Here is a 14135-nt window from a genome sequence, read left to right as displayed (position 1 = left end):
TAGGCGGATCCGGCGTCGCGGCCCGCCAAGGGACACACCCAGTCAGACCGCGAGGTCGAGGATGACGTCGTGGAGCCAGGCCTCGAGGGGTGGTCGGGTGTGGTCGGTGCCGGGGAGGTCGGGGGCCCGGGCGGGGTGCTGGTGTCCGGTGGGCATCCGCCAGTCCACGACGTGCCGGCCGCGGGCGTCGGGTCCGGCGCGGGTGGTGGCGCTCCAGCCGAGGGCCTGCTTGGCGAGGTTGCAGCGTTCGCAGAGGTCTTGGAGGTTGGGGCCGGTGGTGGGTCCGCCGTGCTGGTGGTCGGTGACGTGGTCGATCACGCGGGCGGGGGCGTCGCACCAGGGGGTGCGGCAGGTGGCCAGGTCGCGGGTCTCGATGAACCGGGCCAACCCGGTGGGTGCGCAGCGGGCGGTGGAGTCCATCGCGACCAGGGTCCCGGTGCCCGGGGTGGTGTAGAGCCGCCGGATCCACAGCTGCGCCTTGTCCAGGGCCTCGGCGGCCAGGGCTCGGGCCCAGCCGGCGGGGACGGGGCCGTAGCCGAGGAGGTGGGCGGGTTCGTCGTCGCCGGCGAACAGGGTGCGGTCGGTCATCACCAACCGCACCTCCACCGGGAGGGTCGTGGGTCCGGCAGCCTCGGTCCCGGCCGTGTGGTGGCGCGTTCGACGAGGGTGTCGGCCATCACCTGCCCCCGGCTGCGGGGGTCACCGGTCGCGCGGGCGGAGTCCGCGGCGGCCCGGAGCGCGGCGTACACCCCCACGCCTTGGGCGACCGGGAGCAGGGCGGTGACCCAGGTCATCGTGTCCGGGGCGGGCCGGATCGTGACGGTGCGCTCCTCGACCGCCTTCGCGGCCCGGGCGGTGAACGAGGCGGCGTCGAGGCGGTAGGCGTGCTTCTTGGCGGTGTCGGCGAGCTCCCGGTCGCCCATCTCGATCGCCGGGGCGTACCCGGGCCCGCCGGCGCACAGCAGCCGGTCGACCTCGCGGCGGTCCTGGAGGTCGAGGCAGCCGGTCTCCCGGGCCACGATCGTGGCCCGCCACTCCGAGAGCAGCCCGCGACGCATCAGCTCCGCGGTGTGCGGCAGCTCGACGGTCATCACCTTCGCAAACCCCAGCAGCTTCGAGGCCCGGACCGGGGAGACCCGCCGGCCACCCCACCTGCGCGGCGACCCCCTCACCCAGCCGCCGCGCCGGGACCCCCGCGTCGCGCTGGACCTGGCGCACCGAGGCGTCCAGGTCGACCGCGTCGCGGGCCTGCAACGCCTCCGCGGCGCACTTCAGCTCCTCCAGGAGCCGGATCCGATCCACCCGGTCCGCGTCCGAGCCAGCCGAGGGCGCATCGGCCAGGGCCGTGACCCACCCCGCCAGCTCAGAGACGCCCTGTTCGAACATGTCTTCGAATCTAGAGCAGACCACCGACAGTCCCGGTCCGCTCTCGTCAGGCGTGGAACAGGTCCTCGAACCCGGCGAGCGGGACGATGCCGGAGGCCGCGGCTGCGAGGCCGGCGTCGGCGGTGACCAGCCGGTCGGCCCGGAGCGTGGCCACGGCGAGGTACTCCGCGTCGCCGCGGTCGCTCGTCGCCGCGCGCGAGCCTCAGGAAGGTCGGTGGGTCGACGGCGAAGCGCGTCATCTCCTCAGACTTGGCGCCGAGACGTCCCCCTGGACCTAGCCTGGGCAGATGCCTGTGCACCTGGTGGCGGTGACCTTCGACGTCCCCGACCCGGCCCGGACCGCGGCGTTCTGGGGCGCCCTGCTCGGCCGCGCGGCCGTCGAGGACGACGGCGGGGTCCTGATGCCGGGTGACGCGACGCAGGTGGGACTGCGGTTCGGCGGGGGTACGACGGACCCCGAGGGCCCGGCCCGGCTGCACCTCCACCTGACCAGCACCAGCGAGGACGACCGGGCCCGGACGATCGAGCGGGCGCTCGCGCTCGGCGGCCGGCACCTCGACGTGGGCCAGCTCCCGGAGGAGGACCACGTCGTGCTGGCCGACCCCGTGGGCGGCGCGTTCTGCGTGATCGGGCCCGACAACGGGTTCCTGGCGGGCTGCGGTCGCCTCGGCGAGGTCACGTGCGACGGCAGCCGGAACGTTGGCCTGTTCTGGAGCGCCGCGCTCGGGTGGCCGCTCGTCTGGGACCAGGACGAGGAGACCGCGATCCAGTCCCCGCACGGCGGCACCAAGGTCTCGTGGGGCGGGCCGCCGTACGACTCGAAGCGCGGGCGGAACCGGCAGCGGCTAGAGCTGGAGGCGACCGACCCCGCCGAGGTGGCGAGGCTGGTCGCGCTCGGGGCCACCGTGCTCACCGAGCTGCCGGACACGGTGGAGCTCGCCGACCCGGACGGGAACGAGTTCCGCGTGCGCGCGAGGGGCGGATGACGGGCTCAGAGGGGGAGCGGGTCCGAGGGGTCGAGCGCGATGCCGTGCCGCTCGAGGATCTCGTCGAGGACCGCCCAGATGGCCCGGGTGAGCTGGTCGATCATCTCGTCGAGGGTCACGTCCCCGGGGCGCTCGAGCCAGCGGGTGGCGGCCGCGTCGACGTACCCGACCAGGCCGTAGCCGAGGGGCTCGGCCGGGACGCCCTCGATCCCGAGGAGCTCGAAGTAGGTGTCGAACAGCGCTGAGAGGTGCTGGGCGATGCTGCTCTTGACGTCGGTGACCGCGTCGGGACCGTCGGCCGATCCGGACAGCGAGCGCTTGGTCAGGTAGCGGTACAGGTTGCCGTGCTCGGTCAGCCACCGCAGATGGGTCGAGACGGCGGTGCTGATCATCTCCATCGGCGAGCCCTGGGGGTTCCACACCGGCTCCAGCTCGGCGGTCACGAGCTCGACGGCCCGGGCGGCGATCGACCGGTTGAGGTCGGCGGCGCCGGCGAAGTGCTTGTACAGGCGCGTCCGGGCCACCCCGGCGCGCTGGGCGATCTGGTCGGTGGACACGTCCGGGCCGTGCTCGGCGATCGCGTCCAGGGCGGCCTCCACGAACTGCGCGCGGCGCCGCTCGTGCTGGCCCGACCAGCGCGCGGCGCGGCCGTCCACCGCGGCGGGCTCGCTGGTCATGGTTGCCATCGTAATCCTCGGGTGACGGTGGGGCGGGGGTTCACGGTGATGGGTACATCGAGTACCGTACACCTTGCGGGTACGGTCCGTACCCGCAACTGCGGACGACTCTCGGAGGCCTGCATGACCCTCTTGACGCACCACGCCGACCCCGTCACGAGCGGCGACGAGGACGTGTCCCGCCGGCTGCTGGACTCCGCGGCCGCGCTCTCCTACGACCCGGCCGTCGACGTCGACTGGGACGCCCCGCTGGACCCCGCCCACTACGGGCTGAACCCCGAGTGGTCGACGCTCTACGGGACGCCGCTGTGGGAGGAGATGACCGAGGAGCAGCGGGTCACGCTGACCCGGCACGAGGTCGCGTCGATCATGAGCACCGGCATCTGGTTCGAGATGATCCTGCAGCAGATGGTGCTCCGCGACCAATACGTCAAGAACTACGCCGACGCCGAGTTCCAGTTCGCGCTCACCGAGATCGGCGATGAATGCCGACACTCGATCATGTTCGCCCGCGCGTGCGAGAAGCTGGAGATCGACGCCTACTTCCCGACCCGCCTGAGCATCGAGCTGGGTCGGGTCTTCAAGTCCGCCGCCGGGGGTGAAGCCGCGTACGGCGGGATCCTGGTCGCCGAGGAGGTCCTCGACGTCATGCAGCGCGACTGGATGCGGGGCGAGAACGTCCTGCCCCTGGTCCGCCGGACCAGCCAGATCCACGTGGTGGAGGAGTCGCGGCACATGAAGTTCGCCCGCCAGGAGATCCGTGAGCGGATGGCGGGGGCGAGCGCCACGCGCAAGCGGACCAGCAGCGTCGTGATCGCCGCCGCGGCGTACTTCATCGTCAAGAACATGGTCAACGAGGGCGTGTACGCCGCCGCGGGGCTCGACCCGACGACGGCCATCGCAGCGGCGCGCAGCAACGAGCACCACAAGACGATGGTCCGCAACAGCTGCTCCCACCTCATGCACTTCCTCGCCGAGGTGGGGCTGCTCAGCCGGCCGGCGATGCGGATCTACCAGCGCGTCAACCTGATCTGAGCCGAGCAGCGCGCCCGGAGCACCCGCACCCACGAGCACGAGAAGGACGCCGCCTTGGCCTTCGCGATCACCCAGACCTGCTGCGCCGACGCCTCGTGCGTTTCGGTGTGCCCGGTGAACTGCATCCACCCGACACCCGAGGAGCGGGCGTTCGGCAGCACCGACATGCTGCACATCGACCCGAAGACCTGCATCGACTGCGGGGCGTGTGCCGACGTGTGCCCGACCGACGCGATCTTCCCCGTGGACCGGCTCGTGGGGTCGGACCGGGCGTATGCGCAGATCAACGCCGACTACTACGCGGACGACGAGCAGGCCCTCGAGTGGGACCCGCCGGCGTTCCCGACCTCCCTGCCGTCGGGGCGTCGGCCCCTGGACGTGGCTGTCGTCGGCTCCGGTCCGGCCGCGGGGTACGCCCTCGAGTCGCTCCTCACCACCAACACCCGGGTCACTGTCTATGAACGCCTCGGGCGCCCTGGCGGGCTCCTGCGGTACGGCGTGGCCCCCGACCACCTCGCGACCCGCCGGATGGCGGAGCGGTTCGCCGCGCACCACCTGAACCCCCGGGTCCGGGTCCGCCTCGGCACCGAGGTCGGCACCGACGTGAGCCACGCCGAGCTGCAGGAGCGGCACGACGCGGTCGTGTACGCCGTCGGTGCCTCAGCCGACCGGCGACTGGACGTTCCCGGCGCGGAGCTGGTCGGTTCGCTGTCGGCGCGTACGTTCGTCGGCTGGTACAACGGGCATCCCGATGTTCCGCAGGACGCCGTCGACCTCTCGACCGAGCGCGTCACGATCATCGGCACCGGCAACGTCGCCCTCGACTGCGCGCGGATCCTGCTGTCCGATCCCGACCGCCTCGCCGCGACCGACATCGCCCCGCACGCACTCGCCGCCCTGCGTCAGAGCCGGGTGCGCCAGGTCGTGATCGCCGGCCGCCGGGGTCCGGCGGACGCGTCGTACAGCCGTGGTGAGCTGATCGCGCTGCAGCAGCACGCGGACTTCCGGCTCGTCGTGGTCGAGACGCCTGGCGTCGTGGCCGAGATCGGGACCGCCGGGCCGGCCTCCAAGGCGTCCTGGCTGGCGGGCGTCCCGACCCAGCCGGTGGCGGCCCTGTCCGAGCCGCCGACCGAGCGCTGCCTCACCCTGCTGTTCGGGAGCAGGGCGACCAGCTTCCGCGCGGCGCCGGGCGGTCGCATCGGGACGGCACGGCTCGAGGTCAGCGGCTTCGAGGCGGCCGTGGACGTCACCACCGGACTGGTGCTCAGCTCCATCGGCTACCGCGGCACCCCAGTCGCGGGCCTGCCCTTCGACGACGTCACCGGCACGATCCCCCACCAGGCAGGGCGCGTGGTCGACCCCGTGACCGGCTCGCTCGTCCCGAGCACCTACGTCACCGGGTGGATCAAGCGCGGCCCGTCCGGGGGGATCGGTGCCAACCGGCTGTGTGCCCACGAGACGGTCACCGCCGTGCTGCGGGATGCCGCCGACCGGCCGCCGAGGCGGCTCAGTGCTGGTAGGTCCCGTGGAGGATCGCCCGGCCGATCGACTTGAACGCGAGGTTGAAGGAGACGACGGCCGGGGAGGCGTCGGAGTCCACCCCGAGCGTCTCCTCCTGCACCGCGTGCACGACGAAGAAGTACCGGTGCACCTGGTCCCCCTCCGGGGGAGCGGCACCGGTGAACGCCTTCGAGCCGGCGTCGTTGCGGCACATGAACGCGCCGCCGGGGAGCTCGGCACCCTCGACGCCCAGGCCGGCGTCCAGCGAGGTGACGTCGGCGGGCAGGTCGACCAGGACCCAGTGCCAGAAGCCGCTCGGGGTCGGGGCGTCGGGGTCGAAGCAGGTGACGGTGTAGCTCTTCGTGCCCTCCGGCGCCCCGCTCCAGGACAGCTGGGGCGAGCGGTCGCCGCCGCTGGCGACCTGGTCGTCCTTGAGCGGCTGCCCGTCGGTCACGTCCTCGCTGGTGACGGTGAACGTCGGCACGGGCGGCAGCAGGTCGTACGGGTTGGGGCTGACGGGGCGCTCGAGGCTCATCGTGCTCCTATCGCAGGGGGCGGTCGGTCCGAACCTAGTCCGGTCGCTGAACCCGTGCCCACCCCCGGCCGACCCCACACGGGATGATGGGGAGGTGGACGACGAGCTGCCGACGTACCCCGCGGGCCTGCGGCTCTCCGAGCGACGCGTGGTGGTCGTCGGCGGCGGGCACGTCGCCCAGCGCCGGGTACCGCAGCTGATCGCCGCCGGCGCCGACGTGCACGTCGTCTCGCCGCAGGTGACGCCCGCGATCGAGGGGCTGGCCGGGGCCGGCGAGGTGACCTGGCACGAGCGGGGCTTCGAGGACACCGACCTCGACGACACCTGGTACTGCATCGCCGCCACCGACGACGGTGCGGTCAACGAGCAGGTCAGCGCCGCGGCGGAGGTACGCCGGGTGTTCTGCGTCCGCTCCGACGACGGCACCCGCGCCACCGCGTGGACGCCGGCCACGGGCCGTCACGACGGCGTCACCGTGGCGGTGCTCGGCAACCGCGAGCCGCAGCGCTCGGCCCGGATCCGCGACGAGATCGTCGAGCAGCTGCGCGAGGGCACCATCGCCGCCCGTCGGCAGCGGGACCGCACGCCCGGGGTGGTCCTCGTCGGCGGGGGGCCGGGCGATCCCGAGCTGATCAGCATCGCCGGCCGCAAGGCGCTGATGGACGCCGACGTCGTGGTCGCCGACCGGCTGGCGCCGCGCGAGCTCCTGGGCGACCTGCCGGCCGACGTCGAGCTCGTCGACGTCGCGAAGCTGCCCCGCGGGCGCAGCGCCCAGCAGGAGGAGATCAACCGGGTCATCGTGGAGCGCGCGCTGGCCGGCAAGCGCGTGGTCCGGTTCAAGGGCGGGGACAGCTTCGTCTTCGGGCGCGGCTACGAGGAGGTCCTCGCCTGCCGCGAGGCGGGTGTGCCGGTCACGGTGATCCCCGGGATCAGCAGCCCGGTCGGCGTCCCCGCCGTCGTCGGGATCCCGGTCACCCACCGCGGTGTCGCCCACGAGTTCACGGTGCTCTCCGGGCACCTCCCGCCCGGGCACCCCGAGTCGCTCACCCACTGGCCCGCCGTCGCGCAGCTGACCGGCACACTGGTGCTGATGATGGCCGTCGAGAACGCTCCCGCGATCGCGACGGCGCTGCTCGACGGGGGTCGTGACCCGAGCACGCCGGTCGGGGTGGTCTGCGACGGCACCATGCCGGCCGAGCGGACGGTCCTGGCCACCCTCGGCACCCTCGCGGAGGAGCTCGCGGCGCAGGACGTGCGCCCGCCGGCGATCATCGTGGTCGGCGACGTGGTCGCCGTCGCCCACCCCGAGCACTTCGCCGACCACTGATGGGCACGCACTGATGGCGACCTTCGTCGAGATCGACGACCCGGCGGACCCGCGCCTGGCCGACTACCGCGACCTGCGCGACGTGGAGCTCCGCAAGCACCTCGAGGCCGAGCACGGGCTGTTCCTCGCCGAGGGCGGGAAGGTGGTGCGCCGTGCCGTCGAGGCCGGGTACGCCGCCCGCTCGTTCCTGATGGCGCCGCGCTGGCTCGACGGGCTCGCCGACGTCCTGGCCAGCACCGACGCGCCCTGCTACGTGGTCTCCGAGGCGCTCGCCGAGGAGGTGACCGGCTTCCACGTGCACCGCGGCGCGCTGGCCTCGCTCGAGCGGCGGCCGCTGCCGTCGGTGGAGGACGTGCTCGAGGGGGCCCGCTCGGTCCTGGTGCTGGAGGAGATCGTCGACCACACCAACGTCGGCGCCATCCTGCGCTGCGGCGCCGCGCTCGGCTTCGACGCCGTGCTGCTGGCGCCCCGGTGCGCCGACCCGCTCTACCGGCGGGCGGTGAAGGTGGCGATGGGCGCGGTCTTCACGATGCCGTGGACCCGCCTGCCCGACTGGTACGACGCCCTGCCGTCGCTGTCCGCGGCCGGCTTCACGACCGTGGCGCTCACCCTCGCCGACGACGCCACCGAGATCGAGCACGCCGTCGCCGGCCTGGACAAGGTCGCGCTGGTGCTCGGCTCCGAGGGCCACGGCCTCTCCGCCCGCTGGGAGCAGGCCGCCGACCGCCGCGCGATCATCCCGATGGCGGCGGGGATCGACTCGCTCAACGTCGCCGCCGCGACCGCGGTGGCCTGCTACGTGACCGCGCGCCGCTGACGTCGTACCGTCCCGCCATGGACCAGCAGCCGGCCGACTCGCCGTACCACCGCAGGCTCCCGATCGGGGAGCGCCTCTCCGCCCGCCCGCTGGTCGAGGACCGGTTCTCGAGCTTCGAGGACGCCGTCCTCAGCAAGCTCGAGCCGATGCTGGTCCCCGAGGCGCCCCGCGCCGGCGAGCTGGACCGCTCGGAGTGCCCGCACTGCCGGCCCTCGCCCCACACCATCTGGTCCGACGGCACCTGGCAGGTCCGGGCCGGCTTCGCGCCGATGGGGATCCCGTACGTCGGGGGCATCGCGCCGCACGAGCACGTGCGGCTCGAGGACGCCCCGGTGGACCTGCTGGCCGGGCTGGGCCCGCTGATGCAGCGGGTCAGCGCGGCGGTGAAGGCGATCCCCGGCGTGGCCCGGTGCCACTTCGGCCGCTGGGGCGACGGCAGCGAGCACTTCCACCTCTGGGCGCTGGCCCGCCCGGCCGGGATGATGCAGGGCCGCGGCGCGATGCTGGCGTTCTGGGACGACGTGCTGCCGCCCCTCGACGACGACCTCGTCGCCGAGCACCTCCGGGTGGTCGCCGAGCACCTCGCGGCCGGCGGGGGAGAGGCCTTCCCCGCTCAGACGCCGAGCTCGTAGATCGTCTCGAGCCCGTCCTCCTCGTCCCACTGCTCGCCCACCACGACGAACGGGTACTGCCGCGCCAGCGCCAGGGACGGCTCGTTCTCCGGGGAGATGGTCAGCCGCAGCACGGTGACCGAGGGCTCCGCGCGCGCCCGCTCGATCAGGCCCTCGAGGACGGCGCGGGCGTAGCCCCGGCGGCGGTACGCCGGGTCCACGCCGTACCCCGCCTCCACCATGCCCCGCTCGTCGGGGGCGGCGTGGAATCCGCCCGCGCCGACCGTCAGCCCCGCGGCCTCGTCGCGGACGATCCCGGTGATCCAGGGCAGGTCCTCGGGTGACTCCACGGCCTGCCGGGCACGCATCCGCCAGGTGCCGATCCGCTCCGCGGAGACCAGCCACGGCGTGAGCGGCACCGGTGCCAGCGGCGCGGCCGCGGCCAGGTCGCCGTCGGCCAGGGCCCGCAGCGCCTCGGGGGAGAGCTGGACGATGCGGACCCGCGGGCTCACGCGGGCCAGTCCGGGGGGTACTCGTCCGCGGCCTTGTCGTGGGCCTTCTGCAGCTTCTTGCGCTGCTTGATCGGGAGCCGGTCGCCGAAGACGGTGCCGAGGGTGTGGTCGGTCTCGTGCTGCAGGCACCGGGCGAGCAGGCCGTCGCCGGTGAACGTGACCGGCGTCCCGTCCAGGCCGGTGCCGGTGACCGTCGCGGTGTCCGGGCGGGCACAGTCGACGAACGCGCCCGGGAAGGACAGGCAGCCCTCCTCGGCGACGTCGAGCTGGCGGTCCTTGCCCTCGGGCAGGGTGAGCACCGGGTTGCAGACGACGCCGACCGTGCGCTCGCCGCTCGCGTCGGGGCAGTCGAAGACGAAGACCGCGCGGTCCACGCCGATCTGGCACGCCGCGAGCCCGACGCCCTCCGCGGCGTACATCGTCGCGACCATGTCGGCGACCAGCGACCGCAGCTCCTCGTCGTACGCCGTGACGGGGGCCTGGGGGTGGTGCATCACGGGGGTGCCCCAGCGGGTCATCGGGCGGACGGTGCCGCCCTCGGGGAGGGGGCCGTACGGCGCGTGCTCGGGGGGCTCGGGGTGATCGGACACGGCGAGAATCGTAGGCCATCGGGGGCGTGTGACCCGGCCCACGGAGCAGTGCTGTAGCCCGGTGTGTAACTCAGAGTTACCTTGGTGCCATGTCCCTGATCCAGAGCCTCAGGCCCGGCGGCAAGCACGGGCTGTCGTCGAAGGAGACGCGCGACCCGATCGGGTACGCCGTCGCCGCGCTCAACCGCCTCGCCCAGAGCGACGTCCTGGACCGGGTCGGCCTGCGCAAGCAGGCCGAGCAGGCGGTCTTCACCACGACCCGGAGCGGGTTCAAGACCGTCACCGCCGCGAGCCGCGGCTTCGCGCGGGCCGGGCGGAAGGGCAGCCCCGGCGCCCGCCCGACCCCCACGGCCGGCCGCGGCGTCTTCGACCTCACCCCGACCGAGGACGAGCAGATGCTCGTCGACGTGGTCACCGAGCTCGCCGACGAGGTCCTGCGCCCCGCCGCGGCGGAGGCGGACGAGGCGTGCGCGGCCCCCGAGGCCGTGCTCAAGGCGGGGCTCGAGGTCGGGCTGCCGATCCTCGGCGTCCCCGAGGCGCTCGGCGGCATCTCCGAGGAGCGCTCGGCGATGGCCGGCGCGCTGGTCGCCGAGGCGCTCGCCAAGGGCGACATGGGCCTCGCCGTCGCCTCGCTGGCCCCCGGCGCGGTCGCGACCGCGCTCGGCCTCTGGGGCTCGGAGTCCCAGCAGCAGACCTACCTCCCGGCGTTCAGCGAGGCCGAGGTGCCGGCCGCGGCGCTCGCACTGTCCGAGCCCACCGTGCTCTTCGACGCCCTCGAGCCCTCGACCACCGCGGAGCGCACCAGCGGCGGCTACGTCCTCAACGGCGTGAAGTCGGCGGTGCCGCGCGGCGCCGAGGCCGAGCTGTTCGTCGTCGGGGCGCGCCTGGACGGGAAGCCGGTGCTCTTCCTCGTCGAGTCCGGCACCCCCGGCCTCGAGGTCGTCGCCGACCCCGGCATGGGCGTCCGCGCCGCCGCCATGACCCGGCTGGTGCTCACCGACGTCACCCTCCCCGAGGGCAGCGTGCTCGGCGAGACCGACGGCACGACGTACGCCGAGTGCGTGCGGCTCTCCCGGCTGGCCTGGTGCGCGCTCGCCGTCGGCACCGCCCAGGCGGTCCTCGACTACGTGACGCCGTACGTCAAGGAGCGCGAGGCGTTCGGCGAGCCGATCGCCCACCGCCAGTCGGTGGCGTTCATGGTCGCCGACATCGCGATCGAGCTGCAGGCGATGCGGCTGCTCACCTGGAAGGCCGCCTCCCGCGCCGCGGCGGGCAAGGACTTCGCCCGCGAGGTCGCGCTGGCCCGGCGCCTCTGCGCCGACAAGGGCATGCGGATCGGCCTGGACGGCGTGCAGCTGCTCGGGGGACACGGGTTCGTCAAGGAGCACCCGGTGGAGCGGTGGTACCGCGACCTGCGGGCCGTCGGAGTGATGGAAGGCGTGGTGATGGTCTGATGAAGCACCCCATTCGAAGGCTCGCTCCGCTCCGCTCCGAACGGGGGCCCCGCCGATGATCTCCCTGGACGACCCGAGGAAGTTCCGCACCCTGGCGGGCCAGGCCCACCAGGTCGCGATGAACATGCTGCGGCCGATCTCGCGCAAGTACGACCTCGCCGAGCACACGTACCCGCAGGAACTCGACATGCTCGCCGCGATGATCGACGGGCTCGCCGAGTCCGGCGCCAGCGAGGGGGCCGGCGCGGCTGGCGTACGCCGCGAGGAGACGCCCGCCGAGAGCGACGGCGTCAAGAACGGCGCGAACCTCGCCTCGGTGATGTCGATCGCCGAGATGTGCTGGGGCGACGTGGGGCTGCTGCTCTCGATGCCCCGCCAGGGCCTCGGCAACTCCGCGATCGCCTCGGTCGCCGACCAGGAGCAGCACGAGCGGTTCGACGGCGTGTGGGCCGGCATGGCGATCACCGAGCCCGGCACCGGCTCGGACTCCGCCAACATCAAGACCACGGCGGTGCTGGACGGCGACGAGTACGTCCTCAACGGCGAGAAGATCTACGTCACGGCCGGCGACCGCGCCGACCACATCGTGGTGTGGGCGACCCTGGACCGGTCCCTGGGCCGCGCGGCGATCAAGTCCTTCGTGGTGCCGAAGGGGACGCCGGGCATGCGCGTCGACCGGCTCGAGCACAAGCTCGGCATCCGGGCCTCGGACACCGCGACGATCATCTTCGAGAACTGCCGGGTGCCGAAGGAGAACCTCCTCGGCTCGCCCGAGGTCGACCCCAAGCAGGGCTTCGCCGGGGCGATGGCGACCTTCGACAACACCCGCCCGCTGGTCGCGTCCATGGCGGTCGGCTGCGCGAAGGCGGCCCTCGACCTCACCCGCGACCTGCTGGAGCAGGCCGGCGTCGTCGTCGACTACGACCGCCCCGCAGCGGCCCAGTCGGCGGCCGCCGCGACCCTGCTGCGGCTCGAGGCCGACTGGGAGGGCGCCCGGCTGCTGATGCTCCAGGCGGCCTGGATGGCCGACAACCGCCAGCCCAACTCGCTGGAGGCCTCGATGGCCAAGGCGAAGGCCGGCCGGGTGGGCTCCGACGTCACGCTCAGCTGCGTCGAGCTGGCCGGCACGCTGGGCTACAGCGAGGCCGAGCTGCTCGAGAAGTGGTCGCGCGACTCCAAGATCCTCGACATCTTCGAGGGCACCCAGCAGATCCAGCAGCTCATCGTCGCCCGCCGGGTCCTGGGGCTCACCAGCGCCGAGCTGAAGTAACCGCACCCGGCACCGCCGCACACGGCGAACGCCCCCGCCTCCCTCACGGGAGACGGGGGCGTTCGTCGTACGACGGGCGCGGGCTCAGCCCTTGTCGGGGTCGGCCGCCCTGCTCATGGTCTCGGCCTCGCTGGTGACCGCCTTGACCGTGGCGGGGTCGAGCAGCGGCTCGGTCCCGACCTGCTGGAGGTCGGTCGCGGTCGTGTCCGGGTTGGTGGCGACGTCGGCGCCCCGGGTGCCGGCGGAGGTGATCGTCTCGGTGCCGGCCCCACCGGCGAGCTCGGCCGCGGAGAGCGGCGTCGTCCCGGCCGCGGTCTTCTTCGCGGCCGGAGCCTTCTTCGCCGCCTTCTTGGCAGGCGCCTTCTTGATCGCCGAGGCGATGTCGGCCGGGGTCACGTCGACGTCGGAGGCGTCCGCCGCGGCGTCGATGCTGGTCGCCGCGGGCGCGGTCTTCTTGGCCGTCTTCTTCGCGGCCGCGCCGCGCTTGGTGCCGGCCTTGGCGACCGAGCCCTTGGCGGTCGTCGCCTTGGTCGCGGCCTCCTTGACCACCTTGGTGGCGACGTCCTCGACCGGGACCCGCACCGGCTCGTCGGCCGAGGCGGCCTTCGCCTTCGGCGTCGGTGCGGCCTTCGGTGCGGCCTTCGCCGCCGCCTTGGGGTCCGCCTTCTTGGCGGTCTTCTTCGCCGGCGTGGCGGCCTTGGCGGTCTTCATCGGCTTCACCGGGTCACCGTGCGGCCGGGACGGCGCCGCGACCTTGATCGCCTTGGCGCCGGCGGCCGGCACGGGGGCGCCGGCGGTGCCGGGCCCGGGCTCGGCGGTCTTCTCGGTGATCTTGCCGGTGGGCTCCGCGGTGGGCGCGACCGGCTTCTTCTGGCCGGCCACCAGGCCCGTGACGGTGCTGACGGTGCCGGAGGCGACGCCCCAGGCCTGCCCGACTGCGTGGCCCACCACCTTCTGACCGGTGCCGATCGGGTCCTTGACCGTCTCGACTGCGGCGTCGACGAGCTTGCCGAGGGGGTTCTTGCGGGCCACGGGTGCAACCTTTCGTTGGGCGTCCAGGATGTCGTGAATCCCTTACCCCGTCTGGGCTCAGGACACGCTGCGGAAGGGATCATGGTCGGCCAGGAGCTTGTCCACCCGCGCCTGGTCGAGGCGCGAGACGACGTACTGGTCCTCCTGGGCGTCGCGGATGCACTTCGCGAGCGTGAACGCCGACGTGGTCAGCCACAGCGTGGTGACGGCGAGGAACGCCCGGGTCCACGGGTCGACCGGCAGGTAGAGGACCGCGAGCAGCAGCGCGGCGAGGGCGACGGCGAAGGAGATGCCGGCCTGGGCGAAGAAGGCGGTGGTGTTGCGGGTCTGGGTCGGTGTGCTCATGGGACCAGCCTGGCCGGGCGGCCGGCGACGCGAATCCGCCGACGTACCCGGTCGAGCG

General features: G+C 73.5%; 16 protein-coding genes. 8 read left to right on the top strand and 8 right to left on the bottom strand.

Going from position 1 to position 14135, the window contains the following annotated elements:
- Positions 1-42: 42 nt before the first annotated feature.
- The gene (locus H4O22_RS20765) at positions 43-588 is read right to left on the bottom strand and encodes an HNH endonuclease (RefSeq protein WP_220451139.1); all 546 of its coding nucleotides are present in this window, start codon (positions 586-588) and stop codon (positions 43-45) included.
- Complete coding sequence (locus H4O22_RS20400) at positions 588-1091, bottom strand: DUF222 domain-containing protein (RefSeq protein ID WP_244962926.1); 504 nt, start codon at positions 1089-1091, stop codon at positions 588-590. Before H4O22_RS20400 ends, H4O22_RS20765 begins: the two co-directional genes overlap by 1 nt.
- Before the next feature lie 582 nt (positions 1092-1673).
- Between H4O22_RS20400 and H4O22_RS10855 the strand changes: the two genes are divergently transcribed.
- Complete coding sequence (locus tag H4O22_RS10855; RefSeq protein ID WP_182523430.1) at positions 1674-2372, top strand: VOC family protein; 699 nt, start codon at positions 1674-1676, stop codon at positions 2370-2372.
- 5 nt (positions 2373-2377) lie between these two features.
- Here H4O22_RS10855 and H4O22_RS10850 read toward each other — a convergent pair whose 3' ends face one another.
- Positions 2378-3049 carry a TetR/AcrR family transcriptional regulator gene (locus tag H4O22_RS10850; protein WP_182523429.1) on the bottom strand — a complete coding sequence of 224 codons (672 nt, stop codon included), beginning with the start codon at positions 3047-3049 and terminating at the stop codon, positions 2378-2380.
- 123 nt (positions 3050-3172) lie between these two features.
- On the opposite strand from H4O22_RS10850, the gene H4O22_RS10845 reads away from it, so the two are divergent.
- On the top strand, positions 3173-4084 hold the full coding sequence (locus H4O22_RS10845) for an AurF N-oxygenase family protein (protein ID WP_182523428.1): 912 nt from the start codon (positions 3173-3175) through the stop codon (positions 4082-4084).
- Positions 4085-4189: 105 nt separating this feature from the next.
- On the top strand, positions 4190-5638 hold the full coding sequence (locus H4O22_RS10840) for an FAD-dependent oxidoreductase (RefSeq protein WP_342356063.1): 1449 nt from the start codon (positions 4190-4192) through the stop codon (positions 5636-5638).
- Here the strand turns inward: H4O22_RS10840 and H4O22_RS10835 are convergent.
- Positions 5592-6119: a YbhB/YbcL family Raf kinase inhibitor-like protein gene (locus H4O22_RS10835; protein ID WP_182523426.1), complete on the bottom strand. Its 528-nt coding sequence runs from the start codon at positions 6117-6119 to the stop codon at positions 5592-5594. The two genes, H4O22_RS10840 and H4O22_RS10835, sit on opposite strands and share 47 nt — an antisense overlap.
- A gap of 94 nt (positions 6120-6213) precedes the next feature.
- On the opposite strand from H4O22_RS10835, the gene cobA reads away from it, so the two are divergent.
- The 3 genes from cobA to H4O22_RS10820 are packed head-to-tail and all read left to right on the top strand — an operon-like array spanning position 6214 to position 8895.
- The gene (gene cobA, locus H4O22_RS10830; RefSeq protein ID WP_182523425.1) at positions 6214-7446 is read left to right on the top strand and encodes a uroporphyrinogen-III C-methyltransferase; all 1233 of its coding nucleotides are present in this window, start codon (positions 6214-6216) and stop codon (positions 7444-7446) included.
- 13 nt (positions 7447-7459) lie between these two features.
- Positions 7460-8263 (top strand): TrmH family RNA methyltransferase, encoded by an 804-nt coding sequence (locus H4O22_RS10825; protein ID WP_182523424.1) that lies wholly within the window; start codon positions 7460-7462, stop codon positions 8261-8263.
- 17 nt (positions 8264-8280) lie between these two features.
- Complete coding sequence (locus H4O22_RS10820) at positions 8281-8895, top strand: hypothetical protein (RefSeq protein ID WP_182523423.1); 615 nt, start codon at positions 8281-8283, stop codon at positions 8893-8895.
- On the opposite strand, the gene H4O22_RS10815 is transcribed toward H4O22_RS10820, so the two are convergent.
- Together H4O22_RS10815 and def are read right to left on the bottom strand one after the other, a co-directional pair.
- Entirely contained in the window at positions 8877-9386 is a 510-nt protein-coding gene (locus H4O22_RS10815; protein WP_220451136.1) for a GNAT family N-acetyltransferase, read from the bottom strand. The genes H4O22_RS10820 and H4O22_RS10815 overlap by 19 nt on opposite strands.
- Positions 9383-9904, bottom strand: coding sequence for a peptide deformylase (def, locus tag H4O22_RS10810; protein ID WP_182527085.1), 522 nt, complete (start codon positions 9902-9904; stop codon positions 9383-9385). The genes H4O22_RS10815 and def overlap by 4 nt, the downstream gene beginning before the upstream one ends.
- A gap of 161 nt (positions 9905-10065) precedes the next feature.
- Between def and H4O22_RS10805 the strand changes: the two genes are divergently transcribed.
- Entirely contained in the window at positions 10066-11430 is a 1365-nt protein-coding gene (locus tag H4O22_RS10805) for an acyl-CoA dehydrogenase family protein (RefSeq protein WP_182523422.1), read from the top strand.
- 55 nt (positions 11431-11485) lie between these two features.
- Positions 11486-12700, top strand: coding sequence for an acyl-CoA dehydrogenase family protein (locus tag H4O22_RS10800; RefSeq protein WP_182523421.1), 1215 nt, complete (start codon positions 11486-11488; stop codon positions 12698-12700).
- 84 nt (positions 12701-12784) lie between these two features.
- Here H4O22_RS10800 and H4O22_RS10795 read toward each other — a convergent pair whose 3' ends face one another.
- Positions 12785-13732: a hypothetical protein gene (locus H4O22_RS10795; protein WP_182523420.1), complete on the bottom strand. Its 948-nt coding sequence runs from the start codon at positions 13730-13732 to the stop codon at positions 12785-12787.
- A 57-nt stretch (positions 13733-13789) separates the two neighbouring features.
- Positions 13790-14077, bottom strand: a complete 288-nt coding sequence (locus tag H4O22_RS10790; protein ID WP_182523419.1) for a YiaA/YiaB family inner membrane protein — start codon at positions 14075-14077, stop codon at positions 13790-13792.
- Positions 14078-14135: the final 58 nt, after the last annotated feature.

Source organism: Nocardioides dongkuii (genome assembly GCF_014127485.1).
GTDB classification, from domain to species: Bacteria; Actinomycetota; Actinomycetes; order Propionibacteriales; family Nocardioidaceae; genus Nocardioides; species Nocardioides dongkuii.
The sequence above is the reverse complement of the archived record's forward strand: the minus strand, read 5'-3'. Positions and strand labels throughout refer to the sequence as shown.